Origin of the sequence: Campylobacter concisus (assembly GCF_002165815.1) — a bacterium.
GTDB classification, from domain to species: domain Bacteria; phylum Campylobacterota; class Campylobacteria; order Campylobacterales; family Campylobacteraceae; genus Campylobacter_A; species Campylobacter_A concisus_BH.
In genome coordinates this window covers 145,000-165,706 of sequence record NZ_NDYN01000006.1, presented here as the reverse complement: position 1 = coordinate 165,706, position 20,707 = coordinate 145,000, and the positions used below count along the sequence as shown (strand labels likewise).

Below are 20,707 nucleotides of genomic sequence, written 5' to 3'. Positions count from 1 at the left end.
AAACTAAATTTTTTACAATTTAGCCGATTTGGTAGTTATGAAAAAGAATTCCGCTATAATGACGCTCAAGAATATGGAGATTTTATGAAAAAAGTTTTATTTTGGATGGTAGTATCTTTTTGCATTTTGAGCGCAAATTCATCATTTGAGCCAGTGCTTTCATCAAAATATAACGAAAAACAAGCCTACATCGGTAAGAAGCTCTTTTTTGACAAAAGACTAAGCACCACTGAAAACTACTCATGCGAAACTTGCCACAACTTATACTGGAATTTAAGCGGCACAAACTCATCTTATACCAGCCAAAAGGGCGTTATAAACCCACCTAGCGTGCTAAATTCGGCTTTAAATTTTCTATTTTTTACCGATGGCAGGGTAAGAAGCTTAAAAGATCAGGTAAAAGAGTCGATAAATTCTAGAAATGAGCTAAATTCAAACAAAGATGAGATAGTAAAAAAAGTAAAAAGTATAGGCGAGTATGGGATTTTATTTAATGATGCATATAGTGATGGCATAAACTATGAAAATATAGTAGGTGCTTTGGCAGAATTTGAAAAGGCTATTTTAAGCATAGATTCGCCATTTGATGAGTATCTAGCTGGCAATGACGACTCCATAAACACTGAGGCAAAAAAAGGCTTTGAGCTCTTTAATAAAGTAGGCTGTGTGGCATGCCACAATGGTAGAAATTTAGGTGGGAATTTGATGCAAAACGTGGGCTTAAAGGATGCTAGTGAGAGCAGGCGCCTTATGCGTGTGCCTTCGCTTAGAAATGTAGCAAGAACAGCTCCATATCTAAGTAGTGGCGAAATGAGTGATCTAAAAGAGGTCATAGGCTTTGTGAGCTATCATCAGCTGATCCATACACTAAATAGCGAAGAGTTGGGGCAAATTTATAAATTTTTGCTAACACTAAATGGACGCAGACCTAGGATACTAAATGAATAAAAGACAAGCAAATATCATCTTAATCGTCCTAGCAATCATCTTTTGCTTTAGCTCAACCTATATCTACATGGCAAATAAAGCAGTTACTGCTGTTAGTAAATTTAACGATACGATCTTAAGTCTTATCTTACTAGATAATGAGCTAAGCTTCACCCTAGAGAACAACGTACTTCGCTTAAACTACGACGATGTAAATAAAAATTTAAGAAGCTTTGATCAAAATTTAACCAAGCTTGATGAGCTAAACGCGATCATACAGGTCTTTTACCAAGAGAAAAATGCCAAAACTTTAAAGGTCATAAACGACGACTTTTTAAAAAAACAAAGGCTTGTAGATAGGTCAAACTACGCTAGCTCGTCAATGGCTGCTTATATCTTATCAGGTGAGTTTGAAATAGCATCAGAAAAGAAGCTAGATGCGCTTAATGCGATATTTCATGCGATAAAAAGCTCAGCCATAATCAGTCCTGAAACGCTAAATCAAACAAAAGAGCAGATAGAAAAATATAAAGATACTTACAAAAACGACACAAAAGCGATCTTGGTGCTAAACAAGGCAACTTACGCGCTTGAATTTGCAAAAAACCTAAGTGCCGTAGCTCAAGACTCTGTTGATCTAAAACTTGGAGAAACACTAAGAAAATTTAGAGATGACACCCTAGCCTCTTACAGCATAATGATACGAAATATAGTGATAATGCAAGTGCTTTGTTTTATCAGTTTTGTGCTATTTTGCGCACTGGCCTTTTACCAAGCAAGGGTGCTAACCAAGCAGCAAAAACAGATAAAACTACTAAAAACGACAGTGGATGCGGGACACAGCTCTATAGTCTTTTGCGACAATAACAATAAAATTTTATATGTAAATAAAACCTTTGAGGCAAAAAGTGGATATAAACTAAAAGATGTTGTCGGTAAAAGCCCTAAAATTTTAAAATCAAATATGCACCCAGAGAGCTTTTATGCTGAGATAAGAAATGCTATAAATAAGCACATCTCGTGGGAGAGCGACGAGCTCATAAGCAGGACAAAAAGTGGCAAGCTACTTTATGAGAAGGTGCGTTTTGCGCCATTTTTCTTTGAGGGCAAGCTAGAGGGCTACATGGCTATAAAGCTTGATAGGACAAAAGAGCTTAGCATGCTTAAAGAGCTAACTCAAAAAAATGAGCAGATAAAAATTCAATCCTCAATCGACAAGCTAACTGGCTTTGGCAACTACTTTGCTTTAACTGAGATGATAGAGGCGAAAAAAGATGGAATTGTGATCAGCATAAGCATCAAAAACTACAAGATGCTAAGATTTTTCTACCAAACAAAGGTTATTGACGCTATGTTAAAAGCGGTGGCAAATACGCTAAAACTCTGTGTTGATACCTACTCTATAAATGCTGAGTTATTTAGATTTCAAGATGATGCGTTTTATATCTGGTATCAAGGCGATGACATCGTTAGAGATATCGGCTTTATAAAAGAGTATTTTAACTTTAGCAGGATGAACATCGAGATAGATGGTAAATTTGAAAACCTACCTGGTATCAAGATAACTCTTGGCGTATCTTTATCAAATGACACACCGCAAACAAACCGCCTAATGCAGTCAATCCTAGCCAATCAACAAGCAAGTGATAGCGGCAACGAGATCTACTATTATCTCGAAAACGACGCGATCGAGATGAGATACTATAAAAACCAACTCATAACCGAACTCATCGAGTACGCCCTAGAAAACGACAAGGTGATAGTTGAGTGTCAGGGAATTTTTAACGTGCAAGAAAATGAGACAGAGGCAAAATACTACGAGGTTTTGGTGCGTATAGTCGATCAAAACGGCAAGATCCGCTACCCAGGCGAGTTCTTAGAGATCGCGATGAAAACGCAACTCTATCTTCAGATAACAAAAAAAGTGATCGCTCTAGCCTTTGATCTAGTGAAAAAATATCCAGACTATACATTTTCTATCAACCTTTCAAGCTCGGATCTAACAGATCCTGGTGTGAGAGAAATTTTAGACGAAAAGCTAGAGAGCTGCCCAGATCCAAGTAGAGTTTGCTTTGAGATGCTAGAGAGCGAAGAGCTTAGCGACTACGCCATGGCAAATGAATTTATAAAAAGAGCTAAAAAATATGGATGTAAAATCTCAATCGACGACTTTGGCTCTGGCTACTCTAACTACTACCGAATTTTAGAGCTTGATATAGATAACATCAAGATAGATGGCTCGATCATCAAAAAGCTACCAACTGATGAAAACGCAAGGGTTTTGGTTGAGACTATCGTGAGCTTTGCTAGAAGACAAGGCTATAAGATCGTGGCTGAGTTTGTGAGCAACGAAGAAATTTTAGAATATATAAAGAAATTTGGAATTTCATACGCACAGGGATTTTTACTAGGCAAACCGCATCAGATGTAAATTTTGCAGTTACTTTAAAGCCTATTAAAAGGCTAAATTTAACTGCTTTTTACTTTTATACTCGCACAAAACCTACTTTTTAAATTTTGCTAGACGTGAAATTTAATCTCTTTTTACAAAACGAAAATTTAAGAATTTATTTTTAAAAGGCTTGAAAATTTGGATTAACTAGATTTTAAAGCTTATGTGGATAAGATTTTGTCTTTTAGAAGTGGTGACCCATACGAGACTCGAACTCGTGTTACCGCCGTGAAAGGGCGATGTCCTAACCGCTAGACGAATGGGCCACGGTCGGTTATGAAGTTGGGATTATATTACTTTTTAACTTAAATTTATATAAAAGGACAAATCGTTGAAGAAATTTTCACTTGTTTTATTATCTGCTCTCATTTTTTCAGGCTGTGTTGCGACTAAAACGCCGCAAAGCTCACAAGCTTTTCAGGTCACTTTATTTTCTCCGATGATAAAGATAAATGATGTTGGATTTTTTCACACATACAAAAATGATCTAAATTTGCAAATTTATAGCTCTGGCGTAAATACCGCAAATATCAATATAAAGGACAAAATTTGCGTAAATGGCGCTTGTTTTAAAAAGACTGAATTTAACGAGAAATTTTTTCTAGCACCACATTATGAGAGCCTTTTTGAAGAGATTTTGCAAAGGCAAAAAATTTATGACGGCAAAGGTCTAAGCACCACAGAGTGCGGCTTTAGACAAGATCTAAGTTCTTATTTTATAAAATACGAAGTTTGTGGTAACTACGTCAAATTTATCGATAGTAAAAATAAAATAAAAGTGATAATAAAAGAGTTAAAATGAGATACATAGGGGCCCACGTAAGTGCAGCTGGAGGCGTCTTTAACGCACCGATAAATGCTGCAAAAATAGGAGCAAATGCCTTTGCACTTTTTACAAAAAATCAGCGCCAGTGGAGCGCAAAGGAGCTGAGCGAGGGCGAGATAGAGCAGTTTAAAGCAAATTTAAAAGCCTCTGGCATAAGCGCCGATCACGTCTTGCCACATGCAAGCTACCTCATAAATTTAGGCCATCCAGAAAAAGAGGCAAGGACAAAATCCCTTGAAGCCTTTATCGACGAGATAGAGCGCGCTAGCAAGCTTGGACTAAAGCTTTTAAATTTCCACCCTGGCTCACACCTAAAGCAAATAAGCCAAAATGAGTGCCTAGATAACATCGCAAGATGCTTAAACGAAGCGCTAAAACGAACAAGTGGCGTAAAACTAGTCATCGAAAACACGGCCGCACAAGGCTCAAATTTAGGCTTTGATTTTGCGCAGCTGGCGTATCTGATCGAGCGTGTGGATGATGAGAGTAGAGTTGGCGTTTGCATCGACACTTGCCACGCATTTGCCGCTGGGTACGATCTAAGAAGCAAAGAGGCTTACGCTAAGACGATGGGCGAATTTGATGCGATCATCGGCTATAAATTTCTATCTGGCATGCACCTAAATGACGCTAAATTTGGTCTTGGCTCAAAAAAAGATAGGCACGAGAGCCTTGGCAAGGGTGAGCTTGGGCTTGGCGCTTTTGAAAATATAATAAATGATGATAAAATAGGCGAAATTCCCTTGATTTTAGAGACGATTGATGAGAGTATTTGGGAAGATGAGATCAAAATTTTAAGAAACCTAGAAAAGGAAAAGCTATGAAAAGAGTGCTTTTAAGCATTATTGCGACGTGTTCTTTATTAAATGCTGGGGGTTACAAGGTCCCTGAGCAAAGTGCTGACTCTTTAGGGCTTGCTGCTAGCAACGTAGCCTTTAGTTTTGGGGCTGATGCGGCTTATTTTAACCCTGCAAATATGATGTTTTTAGACGGGCTTCACCATTTTGAAAGCACGCTTGGTTGGTTTCATATAAATTCCATCGACTTTAAAAGCGATGGTGGCAAGAGCTACAGCTCAGAGAAATTTGACTCACTAGCTGGCACATTTAGCTTTGTAACGCCAGAAATTTATGAAAACTGGAGATTTGGACTAGCTCTTGCTGTGCCCGCTGCTGTTGGCATCTCGTGGGAGGATCCAGAGACTGCTTTTACTGGCAAGAGGTTCAAACTACAAGTTGTCGAGCTAAATCCAACCGTGGCTTACCGCATAAATGACAAGCTTGCCATTGCTCTGGGCGCTAGAGGCGTTTATAGCAAGGGCAAGATAGCAAGTGATTTTGGACGTTTTGGCTACAGAGAGATACAAGGTGATGGCATAAACTACGGCTACAACGTCGCTCTTACATATAGGCCTATCGAGGATCTAAGCTTTGCGGTTACTTACCGCTCGAAGGTAAATTTAGAGCTTAAAGGTAGTGCCGATGCTGATTTTAACGGGGCTCTAGCACCTATAAGCTATCATGGCAAAACAAGAGTTGAGATCCCTCTACCTGCTCAGCTAGTGCTTGCGACTGGATATAAATTTAGCGACTTTACCCTTTTGCTAGCTTTTGAGAGGACTTACTGGTCTAAATTTAAAGATTATGACTTTGAATATGATGATAAGACAGCAGCTCATTCACACCCTATTCTAGGTAGATACTTTAAGGCATTTATGGACGATCCAGTCGTTAAAAACGCAAAAGATACAAACACATATAGGATAGGCCTTGCTTACGATGTAAATGAGAAGCTTAGACTAATGGCTGGCTTTTCATACGATGAGGATATAACTAGTAGCGAACACACTGGCTTAGAGCTTCCAAACACCACCTCTCAGGCATATTCGTTTGGGGCAAACTATAAATTTACGCCAAATTTAGAGCTAGGGCTAGGCTATCTCTATCAGCACCGAGACAAAAAGCGTGCGACAGGTATAAAAAATGGTACTCGCAATGGCACCGGCTCAATGTCTGGCGAATTTGACGCAAGTAGCGTTCAGATAACTGCAATGACATTTAAATACTCTTTCTAGGGCTAAAAATGCAATACTCTTATAATAATTTTTATGAAATTTTGACCAAAGTAGCAAAGCAAAGTCCAAGCCAGATAGCGATCTTTGATGAAAAAGAGAAGCTAAAATACCACGAACTAAAGCAAAACGTCGATAAAGTGGCGGCTTACTTGCAGCTTTGTGGAGTAAATTTTGGCGACAAGGTGGCTATGGCGGTGGCAAATTCGAAAGAATTTATCATCTCATACCTCGCCATCACGGCTATCGGCGCGGTCGCAGTGCCGATGAACACCTTTTTAAAGACAAATGAATTTGAGTATATATTAAACGACTGCGGCGCAAGGGTGCTCTTTGCCTCCAGCTCGCTTGCAAAGGAGCTAATAGCGCTTAGTGAGCTTGAAATTTTAAGAAAGATCATCTGGATCGGTCAAACGCCAAAAAAACTTCAAAGTGCCTCAAAAGACGACTATGTAAGCGTTGATGAGGAGTATGGCGAGAGTGCTTATCTATCTTCAACTCCACAAATTTCAAAAGAGGATATGAGCAAGGGCTATGAAAATAACGGCGTTGTAAAAAATGTAAATTTCAGCGAAGCGCTAAATCACAAATACACTCTAAGCATCACAAAATACCCTAAAATAGACGATCTAATGCATATCATCTACACCTCAGGCACCACAGGCAAGCCAAAAGGTGCTATGATAAGCTATAAAAATATCTTCTCAAACGTCATCGGCGCTCATGAGCGTTTTAAGGTTAAAAAAAGCGATAGATTTATCGTATTTTTACCGATGTTTCATAGCTTTACGCTCACAGCGATGGTGCTTTTACCGATATATGCGGGCGCTTCGATGGTGCTTGTAAGATCAGTCTTTCCATTTTCAAACGTGCTAAAACAGACGCTGCTTAAAAGAGTCACTGTATTTTTGGGTATCCCAGCCATCTATACAGCCATCGGCAAGGCAAAAATTCCTTGGTATTTTAGATGGTTTAACCGCATAAGGCTATTTGTAAGTGGCGCTGCTCCGCTTGCTAAGCAAACGATCGGTGATTTTAGAGTGAAATTCCCACGTGCAACGCTCGTTGAAGGATACGGCCTTAGCGAATGCTCGCCAGTCGTAGCGGCAAATTTATTTGACAAGCAAAAGCTTCTAAGCGTCGGCCCTGCGCTAAATGGCTACGAGGTTAAGATCGTAGATGATGAGATGATGGAGCTACCAGTCGGCCAGATCGGCGAGATCATCGTAAAAGGCGACTGCGTCATGCAAGGCTACTACGGCATGCCAGGTGTGACTGATGAGACCATTATAAATGGCTGGCTAAAGACAGGGGACCTTGGCAAGATCGATGAAGAGGGCTTTATCTACATCGTTGATCGCAAAAAAGACCTCATCATATCAAAGGGCATAAACATCTATCCGCGCGAGATCGAAGAGGTCATCTATAAGCTAGAAGCCGTTGAAGCTGCAGCAGTGATTGGCGTAAAAGATGTGCATGCAGACGAAGAGGTCGTCGCTTTCATACAGGTAAAAGATGGCATGGATCTTGATGAAAAGACGGTTAGAGAGCATCTAAAGAAAAATTTAGCAAATTTCAAAATTCCAAAAAGCATTTATTTTGCCGAGGAGCTGCCTAGAAACGCGACTGGCAAGGTGCTAAAACGCGTGCTAAAAGAGCAGATAAAGGATAAAATTTAGTGAAGTATTTGCTTGATTTTCTAAACCGAGACCTCAAAAAAAGTAAAATTTACGAGCTTATAAAATGTGGCGATGAAGAGGGAGAAATTTTAAAATACCTAAGCAAAGCCTACGTGCAAGGCACGGCTAGTATGAGCGTTTATGAACTACTTGGAGCTGTTTTTGGCACGCAAAACGACAAGCAGCTCTTATACCTTAAATTTATAAAAAATTTGCTGGGTAGCGGCTGGATAGTGCAAAACTACAGCCTCTTTAAAATGCCAGAGAACTCGCAAAAAAGCTCTAACCAAGGGCTGCTTTCGCTACTTCACTCTGAAATTTCACTCTCAAGCACGTTTTTAAAGATCCTTGAAGATGGCAACGCTGATATAAATTTACCAGAGCTTTCGCCTTATGAAGATCATTTGGAGTATTTAAAAGATCAGTTTTTAAAGATAGAGCTTTACTCAAAGGCTGCGATATTTGAAGGTGGCTCAAATGACGCTAAAAAGCGCATAAACGAGCAAATTTCTGAGCTTACAAAGCGCATAAACGAGCGTGTAAAACTAAGCAAGATCAGCCTAAAAATAGAGCAAATTTTTAAAGAAAACTCGCTTGATGAAAAAGAGCAGATCATATTTTTAGCCCTTTTAAAAGAGGAGTACGCGGGCGACTTTGAAAATGGTCGCGACCTAAACACGCTAGTTGGGCTAATAAGCAAAGATGAGCTTGAACGCATCAAAAATCGCACACTTTTAGAGGACGGCTCAAGGCTCATCGAGGGCGCACTGATCGACTACGACGAGGTTTTAAACGCTTATGGCAATGTTAGCAAGAGCTTTTTTATAAACGAAGAAATTTTGCAAAGCATAATGCACCCAAAAAATGACAAAAACAGCAAGAAAATCAAGATCGAAAGCCTAGTAAAAGAGCAAGAAATTTTTGAGCTCATTGAGCCAGTAACTAGCCTAGAAGACGTCGTGCTAAACGAAAAGACAAAGCAGCTTTTAAGCACGATACTAAAGCAAGTCGATAAAAAAGTGCTCGCTAGACTTAGCAGCTGGGGCATAAAAACTAGGAAAAATATAGACGCAAAGATCATCTTTTACGGCGAACCTGGCACTGGCAAGACGATGAGCGCTGTTGGGCTTGCAAAGAGCCTAAAGAAGCAAATTCTAAGCTTTGACTGCTCAAAAATTTTAAGCAAATATGTCGGCGAGAGCGAGCAAAATGTAAGGAAAATTTTTGACACCTACAAAGAAATTTGCAAAAAAAGTGGCAGCGAGCCGGTGCTTTTGCTAAACGAGGCCGATCAGTTTTTAAGCACGAGAGTGGAGAGCTCGAGCGGGGCTGAGAAGATGCATAATCAAATGCAAAATATCTTTTTAGAGCAGATCGAACGCTTTGAGGGCGTGCTGATCGCCACGACAAATTTCTTACAAAGCCTTGACGTGGCGTTTTCTAGGAGGTTTGACTATAAGATCGAGTTTAAAAAGCCTGATTATAACGGCAGGCTCGCCATTTGGCGTAAAATTTTGCCTGAAAATGCGAGCTTTGAAGATGGCTTTAGCGTTGAAAGGCTGGCTGAGTTTAACCTAAGTGGCGCGCAGATCGTCCTTGCGCTAAAAAACACCGCTTTGAAAGTGGCGATAAAAGATGATGGGATTTTTACCTTTGAGGACTTTAAAACCACGATAGAGCGTGAGCTAAACTCAAGCTTTGGCGAGGATAAAAAGATGGGATTTGGCTCTTAAGCCTTATCTAATTTTATAAATTTGACTTTGCACTGCAAAAATCACTGACTTTTATAAGAATTTTGCTTCACTCAATAAAATTTAGACAAGCGTCGCCACTAAAATCACGGAAAGCGCGAGATAAATTTAATCTTTGGCGATAAAAAATGTAGATAAGTGCCGAGAGTGTTAAATTTTATTTTTATACGGAGCATGGCCCTAAAAGCAACAGGGAAAGTGAGCTAAATTCGAGCTTTGACAAGAAAAAGGATAAGCTTGCTCTTGGATTTTTAAAGCTATATTGCAAGGTTTACGCTGCAACAAAGACAAAGTGCGGATATCAAATTTGCTTTTATCTATTAAATTTAAAAGAAGCCTACAATTAAAAGTTATAAAAAACGTGAAGTAAATTCGATCTTTGGTAAAGAAAAAAGAGAGGTTTTCCTATTGGGCTTTTTTAAATATACGCTTTGTGTCACAAAGCAAAGTCTAAAATATTGGCGCTTGCAAAACTAAATATGGAATTTTTTACAATTAAATTTTGGCAAAAACACGGCAGGATAGATACCCATCCATAGGCTTTTTGCATAAATTTAACTCGCTTGCTTGCTTTAAATTTTGAAATTTATCCGCTCTGCAACTCCCGTTTAGGCGGATAAATTTTTACATAAGCTGTTTTATCTATTGCGGACTTTTTACATTATCGACGATTGCTGATCTAAGTGTGAAATTTTGCTTTTTTATTAAATTTAAACTCAAAACTACAGCTTGGCAGATGCCAACTTATAGGCACTAGCATAAATTTACTACCCTAGCCTTTGCAAAATGGTAATTTTTATTTATCCACTATGCCTTAAACATCAAGCGTGCAAAGCACATATCTCTAGTTGCGTATGTTTTTGCATTAAATTTTGTTTTTATCTATGCAAATTTGCAAAAACCACAAGCATGATAAATGCACTCGCAACCGCCTAATGTAAATTTAGCTCGCCACTTCAAATTTACTACCGCATTTTTTATTAAAAAGCCAAAAATTTCAAATTTTATCCGCCGTTTGAAGCGTGGGCGTGACTGCTTTCTATAACGTTTTATCATTTTTCCTAATACAAAAGTCGCCCACTTCATAAAATTTAGCCCAAAAAACCCAGTAAATTTCAAACACGCTTCCGCGACTTTTGCAACATCACTTTTCGCACCAAAAAATGCAAAATTTACCGATCTTTTTAATAATAAATTTAAAAGGCTATGAAATTTTAGTAGTCAAATTTATGCAGAAATTTACTGATTGATCTTATCAAGCAGCTCTTCGACCTCTTCAAGCGCAAAGGCCTCTTCTGAGCTTTGTTTTAAGAAGCTCTCCATAAATTCTTTTTTCGAGATCGCAAGGTCAAGCTCCTTGTCGCTACCCTTTTGATATGCGCCGATGCGAAGCAAGACCTCATTTTCTTTTAAAAGCGAGTAGAGGCGCTTAAATTTCATCGCATTTAGCTTGTGTTCTTTGCCGATCACGTCGCCCATGACACGCGAGGCCGAGTTTTGGATATTGATAGGTGGGTAGATGCCAAAGTCCGTTAGCTCGCGGCTTAGCACGATGTGGCCGTCTAGGATAGAGCGGCTTTGGTCGGCTATCGGGTCGCTCATATCATCGCCCTCGACTAGCACGGTGAAAAACGCCGTGATACTGCCCTTGCCCTCCTCTTTGCCAGCGCGCTCCATTAGCTGTGGCAAGAGTGTGAGCGAGCTTGGCGGATAGCCCTTTGAGGTCGGTGGCTCGCCAAGCGCAAGGCCGATCTCACGCTGCGCCATCGCAAAACGCGTGACGCTATCCATGATGAAAAGCACGTCGTTACCCTGCTGTTTGAAGTATTCAGCCACGCTCATCGCACAAAATGCGCCGTATTTTCGCATGAGCGAGCTATCGTCACTGGTCGCTACGATGATGACCGTGCCCTCCAGGTCGCCACCTAGGTTTTTTTCGATAAATTCAGGCACCTCACGGCCACGCTCGCCTATTAGCGCGACTACTTTTATGGGAGCTAGCGTATTTTTTACGATCATGCCCATGAGAGTTGATTTGCCCACGCCTGAACCTGCGAAAATTCCCAGCTTTTGCCCCTTGCCACAAGTAAGCAGCCCATCTATCGTCTTTATGCCAACGCTAAAAGGCTCGTTTATAAGCCCCCTTTTCATCGCATCTATGGGCGCTCTCATGATCGGCATATATTCAGTCGTATCAATCGCCCCTTTGCCGTCAATTGGCTTCATAAATGGATCGACCACGCGACCTAGTAAATTTAGCCCTACCGGTATGCTCATGCCCTGATCGCTCTCATAGACAAAGTCGCCTATCCTAAAGCCCTCGACAAAGCCAAACGGGCTGATATAAGCGCCATCTGTCTTTATCTGCGTGACCATGCCAAGGCCGTTTTTGCTCTTGTCTTTTGCCACTATGCGCACGATGTCGCCGATACTTGGGCGAAGTCCGGTGATCTCTATCGTAGTAGCTGTGATCTTTGTAATAACACCGAAGGTATTTGAGAGCTTCACGCCCTCTTTAAGCCTTGAATTTATACGCTCTAAGCTCAAAAATGCGTTTCCCTAGGCGAATTTATAAGCGAGAAAAACTCCCGTCTTGTGTCTGCATTTTTGATAAAGCAGCCCCTAAGCGCAGAGGTCGTGGTAGTCGAGTTTATCTTCTCCACGCCCCTCATCTCAACGCACATGTGCCTTGCCTCGACGACTACTCCAACGCCTTTTGGAGCGATAACGTCCTCAAGCGCCTTTGCGATCTGCTCGGTCATCTGCTCTTGAATTTGCAAGCGTCTGGCGTAGATATTTACCATGCGTGGAATTTTACTAAGGCCAACGACCTTGCCATTTGGGATGTATGCGACATGCACGCGGCCGATAATAGGCAGCAAATGGTGCTCACAAAGGCTGTAAAACTCGATGTTTCGCATTAAAACCATTTCGTTGTTTGAGCTAGTAAAAAGAGCGTCTCCAAGGACTTCTTTTGGGTCTTGATCATATCCGCTAGTTAGAAATTTAAAAGCTTTATAAACGCGCTCTGGGGTTTTAATAAGCCCCTCTCTGTTTGGATCTTCGCCGATGATAGTTAGCATATTTTTAACTGAATTTTCAAAACTCTCTTGCATAAATTTTCTCCATAATTTTATCGCCAAATTCTACGTTAAAACGCCTTTTATATCTATAAAAATTTACAAATTTACAATGAAATAAGGAAAATTCTGCTATATTTTGGGCTAAAAATTTGTATTCATAAAGGAATTCGATGGAAATCAAAATCAAAGCTCTAGATAGCGTAAATACCCTAGCAAGCACAACCATAAGTGCAGATACTATAAAGTCTAGCGTAGAAAAACTAGCAAAAAAAGCAGCAAAAACTATGAAAGTAGATGGTTTTAGACAAGGCCATGTGCCAGTCGCTGTCGTGCTAAAACGCTACGAGAAAGAGCTAACAAACGACGCTGAGCAAGATGTCTTAAGAGATGTAGTCGAAGAGGCTATCAAACAAGCAGGCAAGAAAAATGACGACCTTATCGGCGAGCCTATCGTTTCAAAATTTGATAGAAAAGATGACAAGATCGACGTTGAGCTAACAGTTTCATTTAAGCCAAGCGTCGATGTGAGCGGCTATGAGAGCTTGATACCTGAGTTTTCAAACCCACGCGTTTTGAAAAAAGATATCGACGAGAAGAAAACTGAGCTTTTAAAAATGATAGCTCCACTTGAAAAAGTAGAGAGCAAAAGAGGCCTAAAAGTTGGCGATTTTGCTAAATTTGACTTTGAGGGCTTTGTTGATGGCGTTGCATTTGAAGGTGGCAAGGCTGAAAACTACGTGCTTGAGATCGGCTCAAATCAATTCATCCCAGGCTTTGAAGATGGCATGGTAGGCATAAAAGCTGGCGGCGAAAAAGATATCGAGGTTAAATTCCCAGAAAACTACGGCGCTGCACATTTAGCTGGCAAAGATGCCGTTTTTAAAGTCAAACTTCATGAAATTCAAGAGAGAAAGATCCCTGAAAAACTAGATGAAGAGATGCTAAAAACTATCCTTCCAAACGAAGAAAAACCAACTGAAGAGCTACTTGAAGAGCGCATAAAAGAGCAAATTCGCCAAGAGAAAATTTATAAACTTATAAACGAAGAGCTAAAACCAAAATTTGCTGAAGCTGCGGTTGAGAAATTTAAATTTGACGTGCCAAAAAATATTGTCGAGCAAGAGATCGATATGCAGTTTAGAAACGCATGGAGCTCATTTACTCCAGACGATATGAAGAAATTTAGAGAGGACAAAGACGCTCTAGCTAAAAAACGTGACGAGTATAGAAAAGACGCTGAAAATAGCGTTCGTCTAACTTTCATCATCGATGAGCTAGCTCGTGTAAGAGGCGTGAAAGTGAGCGATCAAGAGGTCGTTCAAGCGATCTATTTTGAGGCATATAGAAGCGGTCAAGATCCAAAAGCACACCTTGAGATGTACCGCAACCAAGGCATGCTCCCAGCTATAAAGATGTCGATGATCGAAGAGAAGCTATTTAGTGAGCTTTTCAACAAAGAAAAAGACGAGAAAAAAGCAAGCAAAAAAGAGAAGGCTGAGTAATGAGCTATTACGTTCCTGTCGTAGTTGAAAGAACTAGTAGAGGTGAGCGAAGCTATGATATATACTCCCGTCTTTTAAAAGACAGGATCGTTATGCTAAGTGGCGAGATAGAGGACGGCATGGCTGCCTCTATCGTCGCTCAGCTGCTATTTTTAGAGGCTGAGGATCCAGATAAAGATATCTACCTTTATATAAACTCACCAGGCGGCGTGATAACAAGTGGCTTTAGTATCTATGACACGATGAACTACATAAAGCCAGATGTTTGCACGATCTGCATCGGTCAGGCTGCTAGCATGGGCGCATTTTTACTAAGCTGTGGCGCACCTGGCAAGAGATATGCACTGCCAAATTCTCGCATCATGATACACCAACCACTTGGCGGTGCTAGAGGACAAGCGACTGATATCGAGATACAAGCACGTGAAATTTTACGTTTGAAAGAAATTTTAAATGGAATTTTGGCAAAAAATACAGGTCAAAAGCTAAGCAAGATCGTAAAAGATACTGAGCGTGACTTCTTTATGAGCTCAGCTGAAGCCAAAGAATACGGACTTGTCGATAAAATTTTGGAGAAAAGTTTTAAATAAGGCCCAAAGTGATAAAGATAGATAACGCACCAGATCCAAAAAGAAAAGCAGCTGAAGCAAAACCAGCTGTCAAAAAAGAAAAGGTAAATATCTATAAATTTTCAGAGGACGTTTTGCATGAGCTAAGCGACGACAACGTCCCATCTACGCCGACAAACTACTCAATATATTTTGAAAAGATGCTTGATGGGCAGTCAGATGAGTTTAGAAAAGAGATCGGCGATATCATAGTGGCAAATTCTGAAAGCTCAGTGCCAACAAATGGCAACATCTCTATCGAAAAAGAGGTAAAACAAGGCTTTATCCAGATAAAAAGTATGCTTCAAGCAGTCGTGCTCATCTATAAAAATTTAGGCGTTATGAGAGGCCTAGTGCAAAAGCGTATGGATGGGCTTAAAAATAACACAAATGTCCTTGCGCTCCAAAACATTTTAAGCGCCTTTAACCAAGACCTCATCAAGCTAAACGACCTCATGGATAAGCATCTTGACGTCATCAAGATGAGCTACGAAGAGGTCGGCAAGATGTTTAAGGCAATCGAAGAGCAGTCGATCTACGACACAACATACGAGGTCTATAACAAGAAATTTCTAGTAGCGACCATAAGCAGCGAGATCGAGTCTGTTAGGCGCTACGGCTATAATGCCTCATTTTTGCTAGTTAAGATAAAAGACAAATTTGCAAACCGAGTTAAAAATTTAAAAGAGCGAAACAATATGTTTAAAAGCATGTCGCAGCTTCTTTTAAGAACTTCACGTAGAAGCGATATAGTCGCACATTACGGCGATGGCTGCTTTGCTATGGTGATGAAATACACCGATGAAAACGGCACAAAGCAAGCGTGCGCGAGAATTTTAAACATGCTCTCATCTATGCCTTGGAAGATCGACAATGAAGAGTGCAAACTAGACGTGCAGATCGTCTCAAGCATGATCTCAAAGACAAAGAGCACCGAAGAGCTGCTCTCTCACGCGCTTGACAAGCTAGAGACCAACCAAGACCTAAATGAGCCACTATTTTTAGACGAGAAAGCAGAGAATTAGTTTGATCCTAGAAGTTTTATCCTATCCAAATAAAAAACTTTATGAAATTTCAAAAGAGGTCGAAGTCTTCGATGAGAAGCTTCACAAACTTCTTGATGATATGTATGAGACGATGATCGCAAAAGAAGGCATCGGTCTTGCAGCCATACAAATAGGCGTTGCAAAGAGAATTTTCATCATAAATTTAGCCAACGAAGAGGGCGTGCAAGATAAAGAAAATTTAATCGAGATCATAAACCCAAAATTTGAGCTACGTGAGGGCGAGTGCGTCTATCAAGAGGGCTGCCTTAGCGTGCCTGGCTACTACGAAGACGTTAAAAGAAGCGAGGTAGTTGCTATCAAATTTCAAGACCGCTTTGGCAAAGAGCAGACCTTAAAAACTGATGGGCTACTAGCGATCGCCATCCAGCATGAAAATGACCACCTAGACGGACATCTTTTTATAGAAAAAATAGGCTTTAACAAACGCAAGAAATTTGACAAGGAATACAAAAAGCAAAAAAAAGAAAAGACATCATGAAGTCCCTAAAATGTGCTACTTACGGCGACGGACTAAAGATCATTGATGTTGAGTCTATCTTTTCGCGTGGGCTTCCTGGCTTTAGCATCGTGGGCCTTGCAAGCACCAGCATCAAAGAGAGCACAGAGCGCGTAAAAGCAGCACTTTTAGCGCTTGACTTTGCCTTTCCAGCTCAGAAAATAACCATAAATTTATCCCCCTCAGACCTGCCAAAAAGTGGCTCACATTTTGATCTAAGTATCGCCCTTTTAATCGCCCTTCAAAAGGCAAAAAGCTTGGAGAAAATTTTTGTTTTTGGCGAGCTTGGACTTGACGGCAGTGTAAAAAGCACGGCAAATTTATTTTCGATCCTACTTTTTTTAAGCACGCAGGTTCAAAATGCAAAAATTTTAGTGCCTAGCGAGATAGCTGCAAAAGCTTCGATGATCCCAAATTTAGAGATTTATGGCGTTAGCACACTAGAGGAGGCGATAAAGTTTTTTAGCGACGCAGAATTTGCTAAAAGCACGCATTTTAACGCCACACACGAGCTATTTTCAAATGTGATAGAAGTTGGCGGCAAAAGATACGTTCCAAATTTAAATTACGAGCTTGATTTTAAGGACGTTTTGGGTCAAGAAAGAGCCAAAAGAGCCTGCATTATCGCAGCTGTTGGCATGCACAATATCTTATTTGAAGGCAGCCCAGGCAGCGGCAAGAGCATGTGTGCAAAACGCCTAGTTTATATCATGGCGCCACAAAGCCTAGAAGAGGTGCTAAAGTCCGCCGCCTACCGATCGCTAAATCTTCAAGATAGCGAATTTACAAGCACTAGAGCCTTTCGCTCGCCACATCACACCTCGACAAAAAGCTCGATCTTTGGCGGAGGCTCGAACGTCGCAAAGATCGGCGAAATCGCACTTGCAAATGGCGGGGTGCTATTTTTTGACGAGTTCCCACACTTTGCTAAACAGGTGATAGAAAGCCTTAGAGAGCCACTTGAGGACAATCAAATCCACATCGCAAGGGTAAATTCAAAAGTGACTTATGAGACTAAATTTATCTTCGTAGCCGCTCAAAATCCCTGCCCTTGTGGAAATTTATTCTCCCGTAACCTAAACTGCAAATGCAGCGAAAATGAGATCAAAAACTACAAAGCCAAAATTTCAGCCCCAGTGCTTGACCGCATAGACTTAAAAGTCGCGATGGATGAGAGTTCGCCAAGCGACAAAGCGAGTTTGAGCTCGCAGCAGATGAGCGAGATGGTCTTAAAAGCCTTTATCTTTCAAAAAAAGCGGGGTCAAGATGAGCTAAATGGCAAGCTAAATGACGCGCAGGTGGCTAAATTTTGCACGTTAAACGCCGAGGCGAGTGAAATTTTACAAAAGGCCGCCACGAAATACAACCTCTCTCAAAGGGGCATAAAAAGGACACTTAGAGTAGCTAGAAGCATCGCCGATCTTGATGAGAGCGAGCAAATTTTAAAGCCCCACATCTTAGAGGCGCTTAGTTTTAGGGCATAAAATGAAAAATTTATATTTAGATACGAGAGTTTTAGACGAGCGAGCAAGCGAGAAATTTGACCTTAGCGAAGAGCTTTTGATGGAAAATGCAGCCGCAGCCATAGCAAATTTCATCCGCAAGAAATTTAAAAAAGGCGAGAGAGTGCTTGGCATTTGTGGTGGCGGAAACAACGGCGCTGACGTGCTTTGCGCTTTAAGGATGCTAGAGGGTGAGTTTGAGTGTGAATTTATCCTAGCTAGCCAAAGCTTAAAGCCGCTTGCCGCCAAACAGCTTGAAAGGGCCAAATTTGCTGGCGTGCGAGAGAGTAAAGATATAGAAAGTAGCTTAAATAGCACAAAATGCGTCATAGACGGGCTTTTTGGCTCAGGGCTAAATAGAAATTTAGACGAAAAGCACATAGAATTAATCTCAAAAATAAACGCTAGCCCCGCTTACATCATCGCTTGCGACATGCCAAGCGGGCTAAGTAGCGAGGGCAAGGTGCTTGGCGCTTGCGTAAAAGCAGACGCGACGATCACGATGGGAGCTAGAAAGCTAGCTCTTTATAGTGACGCGGCAAAGGACTACGTGGGCAAGATAAAGCTCGCTACTCTTGGCATAAGTGCTCAAAACTACGAGTGCGAGAGTGACTATCACTTGCTTGAAAAATGCGATCTCATGCTTCCAAATAGAAAAAATCAGTGCGTAAATAAGGGCGACTTTGGCCACGTATTTATCATATCTGGCGAGCACATAGGAGCTAGCAAGCTTTGTGCAAAGGCGGCATTTGCCTTTGGGGCTGGGCTAGTTAGCGTGATAGGCGAGCAAGGTTTAAATTTACCAACGCATATCATGCAAGCTAGCAAGATAAGCGAGAAAATGAACGCTGGAGCCCTTGGCATGGGACTTGGCAAAAAGGGTGTAGAAGAGCTTGAGGTGCAAATTTTAAAAGCCAAAAAGCTTGTTCTTGACGCTGATATCTTTTACAGCCCAAAAATGCTTGACCTACTAAGCGAGAACTGCGTCTTGACACCTCATCCAAAGGAGTTTTGCTCGCTTTTAAAAATTTGCAAAATGGCCGATATAGATGTGCAAATCCTGCAAGAAAACAGATACGCTTACGCGAGGGCTTGGAGCGAGAAATTTAAGGCTGTGCTTGTGCTAAAAGGGGCAAACACCATAATCGCCAAAGATGGGCAAATTTACGTCATGCCTTATGGTAAAAGCGCGCTTGCAAAAGGCGGTAGCGGCGACGTGCTAAGCGGTCTTGTGTTAGCACTTTTGGCTCAAGGCTATGAGCCACTAAATGCTGCCATCTCAGCCACTTTAGCTCATGCACTTAGCCTTAAAAATTTTAGCAAAAACAGCTACGCGCTAGAGCCAACAGACATCATCAAAGGAGTAAAATGCTTACGAAAAAGATAGCCGTGCTTTTTAGCGGCAGTGGCTCAAATTTAGAAGCGATACTTAAAAAAGTTCATAATCAAATTTTTAACGGCGTAAAGATCGAAGTTTGCCTTTGTATCTGCAACAAACCTGGTGCATTTGGCATCGAGAGAGCTAAGAAATTTGGGCTTGAAACGACGATAATAGAGAGCGCTAAATTTAAAAACCGTGAGGAATTTGACGCTGTTTTGGTGGAGCAAATTTTAAAAAGCGGTGCTGATCTAACGGTGCTTGCAGGCTTCATGAGGATACTAACGCCAGTTTTTACGACGCAAGTAAAAGCTATAAATTTACATCCTTCTATCTTACCGCTTTTTAAGGGCGCGCATGCGATAAAGGAGAGCTTTGAGAGCGACATGATGATAGGCGGTGTGAGCGTGCATTATGTGAGTGAGGAGCTTGACGGGGGCAAACTGATCGCGCAAAGGGCGTTTGAGCGTGAAGACGGCATGAGTTTAGATGAGTGGGAGGCTAAAATTCACGCCATAGAGCATGAAATTTTGCCTGAGAGCATAATAAAAATTTTAACAAAGGAAGTAAATGTTTGAATGGTTGAGTTCGCCAGAGGCGTGGATATCGCTACTTACGCTAACTGGCTTGGAGATAGTTTTAGGCATAGATAACATCATATTTATCGCTATTTTAGTAGGCAAGCTGCCACCAGAGCAAAGGGGTAAGGGCCGCATTTTAGGTCTTGGCTTTGCGATGATCACTAGGATCATCCTGCTACTTTCGCTATTTTGGATCATGAAGCTTACAAAGCCGCTCTTTAGCATAGGCGAGCTTAGCATCACTGGACGCGACCTAGTGCTCATAATAGGCGGTCTATTTTTGATAGTAAAATCATCAATGGAGATCCACGCAAACGTTACTGGCAAGCACGAGGAGGCTCACGAGAGCAAGTCTCATCCAGGATTTTTTGCAACTATCCTTGAGATAGGCATTTTAGACATAGTCTTTTCGCTTGATAGCGTTATCACCGCAGTTGGCATGGCTCAGCACATCGATATCATGATACTTGCCGTCATCATCGCAGTTGGAGTGATGATGTTTGCCTCAAAGGCGATCTCAGAATTTGTCGATAACAACCCAACGATAAAAATGCTCGCACTCGCATTCTTGGTGCTAGTTGGCTTTGCGCTCATACTTGATGGCTTTGGCGTGCATGTGCCAAAAGGCTACATCTACTTTGCGATGGGCTTCTCGCTAGCGGTTGAGTGCCTAAATATCTACGCTAGAAAAAGGGCATCAAGAGATCAAAAATAAAAATGTGAGCCAAAATTTAGTTTCAAATTTGTCTCATAAAAGATAAATTTAGATAGGTTTGAAGGCGAG

At 41.1% G+C, this 20,707-nt stretch carries 18 protein-coding genes and 1 tRNA gene; 15 read left to right on the top strand and 4 right to left on the bottom strand.

Annotation, left to right across the window (positions count from 1 at the left end):
* Window positions 1-84 precede the first annotated feature (84 nt).
* Together B9N65_RS07490 and B9N65_RS07485 are read left to right on the top strand one after the other, a co-directional pair.
* Window positions 85-948: a cytochrome-c peroxidase gene (locus B9N65_RS07490; RefSeq protein ID WP_087583420.1), complete on the top strand. Its 864-nt coding sequence runs from the start codon at window positions 85-87 to the stop codon at window positions 946-948.
* Entirely contained in the window at window positions 941-3,358 is a 2,418-nt protein-coding gene (locus B9N65_RS07485; RefSeq protein ID WP_087583419.1) for a bifunctional diguanylate cyclase/phosphodiesterase, read from the top strand. Before B9N65_RS07490 ends, B9N65_RS07485 begins: the two co-directional genes overlap by 8 nt.
* A 212-nt stretch (window positions 3,359-3,570) precedes the next feature.
* Here the strand turns inward: B9N65_RS07485 and B9N65_RS07480 are convergent.
* A tRNA-Glu gene (locus tag B9N65_RS07480) sits at window positions 3,571-3,645 on the bottom strand.
* Window positions 3,646-3,710: 65 nt separating this feature from the next.
* On the opposite strand from B9N65_RS07480, the gene B9N65_RS07475 reads away from it, so the two are divergent.
* The 5 genes from B9N65_RS07475 to B9N65_RS07455 are packed head-to-tail and all read left to right on the top strand — an operon-like array spanning window position 3,711 to window position 9,688.
* The gene (locus B9N65_RS07475) at window positions 3,711-4,181 is read left to right on the top strand and encodes a hypothetical protein (protein WP_087583418.1); all 471 of its coding nucleotides are present in this window, start codon (window positions 3,711-3,713) and stop codon (window positions 4,179-4,181) included.
* The gene (gene nfo, locus B9N65_RS07470) at window positions 4,178-5,029 is read left to right on the top strand and encodes a deoxyribonuclease IV (protein WP_087583417.1); all 852 of its coding nucleotides are present in this window, start codon (window positions 4,178-4,180) and stop codon (window positions 5,027-5,029) included. Before B9N65_RS07475 ends, nfo begins: the two co-directional genes overlap by 4 nt.
* Window positions 5,026-6,279 carry an OmpP1/FadL family transporter gene (locus B9N65_RS07465; protein ID WP_087583416.1) on the top strand — a complete coding sequence of 418 codons (1,254 nt, stop codon included), beginning with the start codon at window positions 5,026-5,028 and terminating at the stop codon, window positions 6,277-6,279. The genes nfo and B9N65_RS07465 overlap by 4 nt, the downstream gene beginning before the upstream one ends.
* Window positions 6,280-6,287: 8 nt before the next feature.
* Window positions 6,288-7,955, top strand: a complete 1,668-nt coding sequence (locus B9N65_RS07460) for a fatty acid--CoA ligase (protein WP_087583415.1) — start codon at window positions 6,288-6,290, stop codon at window positions 7,953-7,955.
* Window positions 7,955-9,688 carry an ATP-binding protein gene (locus tag B9N65_RS07455; RefSeq protein ID WP_087583414.1) on the top strand — a complete coding sequence of 578 codons (1,734 nt, stop codon included), beginning with the start codon at window positions 7,955-7,957 and terminating at the stop codon, window positions 9,686-9,688. The genes B9N65_RS07460 and B9N65_RS07455 overlap by 1 nt, the downstream gene beginning before the upstream one ends.
* A gap of 900 nt (window positions 9,689-10,588) precedes the next feature.
* On the opposite strand, the gene B9N65_RS11020 is transcribed toward B9N65_RS07455, so the two are convergent.
* The 3 genes from B9N65_RS11020 to folE form a co-directional block, all read right to left on the bottom strand.
* The gene (locus tag B9N65_RS11020) at window positions 10,589-10,762 is read right to left on the bottom strand and encodes a hypothetical protein (protein ID WP_180385138.1); all 174 of its coding nucleotides are present in this window, start codon (window positions 10,760-10,762) and stop codon (window positions 10,589-10,591) included.
* Window positions 10,763-10,945: 183 nt separating this feature from the next.
* Entirely contained in the window at window positions 10,946-12,253 is a 1,308-nt protein-coding gene (fliI, locus tag B9N65_RS07450; protein ID WP_087583413.1) for a flagellar protein export ATPase FliI, read from the bottom strand.
* Window positions 12,250-12,822, bottom strand: coding sequence for a GTP cyclohydrolase I FolE (folE, locus tag B9N65_RS07445; RefSeq protein ID WP_004317386.1), 573 nt, complete (start codon window positions 12,820-12,822; stop codon window positions 12,250-12,252). Before folE ends, fliI begins: the two co-directional genes overlap by 4 nt.
* Before the next feature lie 137 nt (window positions 12,823-12,959).
* Here folE and tig point away from each other — a divergent pair, with 137 nt between their 5' ends.
* Genes tig through B9N65_RS07405 form a run of 8 tightly spaced genes read left to right on the top strand, consistent with a single transcriptional unit; the run spans window position 12,960 to window position 20,638 of the window.
* Window positions 12,960-14,291 (top strand): trigger factor, encoded by a 1,332-nt coding sequence (tig, locus tag B9N65_RS07440; RefSeq protein ID WP_087583412.1) that lies wholly within the window; start codon window positions 12,960-12,962, stop codon window positions 14,289-14,291.
* Window positions 14,291-14,881 carry an ATP-dependent Clp endopeptidase proteolytic subunit ClpP gene (gene clpP / locus B9N65_RS07435; protein ID WP_004317374.1) on the top strand — a complete coding sequence of 197 codons (591 nt, stop codon included), beginning with the start codon at window positions 14,291-14,293 and terminating at the stop codon, window positions 14,879-14,881. The genes tig and clpP overlap by 1 nt, the downstream gene beginning before the upstream one ends.
* An 8-nt stretch (window positions 14,882-14,889) precedes the next feature.
* Window positions 14,890-15,924, top strand: a complete 1,035-nt coding sequence (locus B9N65_RS07430; protein WP_087583411.1) for a GGDEF domain-containing protein — start codon at window positions 14,890-14,892, stop codon at window positions 15,922-15,924.
* Window position 15,925: 1 nt separating this feature from the next.
* Entirely contained in the window at window positions 15,926-16,444 is a 519-nt protein-coding gene (def, locus tag B9N65_RS07425) for a peptide deformylase (RefSeq protein ID WP_012001014.1), read from the top strand.
* Complete coding sequence (locus B9N65_RS07420) at window positions 16,441-17,946, top strand: YifB family Mg chelatase-like AAA ATPase (RefSeq protein WP_087583410.1); 1,506 nt, start codon at window positions 16,441-16,443, stop codon at window positions 17,944-17,946. The genes def and B9N65_RS07420 overlap by 4 nt, the downstream gene beginning before the upstream one ends.
* Before the next feature lies 1 nt (window position 17,947).
* Complete coding sequence (locus B9N65_RS07415; RefSeq protein WP_087583409.1) at window positions 17,948-19,351, top strand: NAD(P)H-hydrate dehydratase; 1,404 nt, start codon at window positions 17,948-17,950, stop codon at window positions 19,349-19,351.
* Window positions 19,333-19,920, top strand: a complete 588-nt coding sequence (gene purN, locus B9N65_RS07410; RefSeq protein ID WP_087583408.1) for a phosphoribosylglycinamide formyltransferase — start codon at window positions 19,333-19,335, stop codon at window positions 19,918-19,920. The genes B9N65_RS07415 and purN overlap by 19 nt, the downstream gene beginning before the upstream one ends.
* Window positions 19,913-20,638: a TerC family protein gene (locus B9N65_RS07405; RefSeq protein ID WP_087583407.1), complete on the top strand. Its 726-nt coding sequence runs from the start codon at window positions 19,913-19,915 to the stop codon at window positions 20,636-20,638. The genes purN and B9N65_RS07405 overlap by 8 nt, the downstream gene beginning before the upstream one ends.
* The last annotated feature ends 69 nt before the right edge of the window (window positions 20,639-20,707 follow it).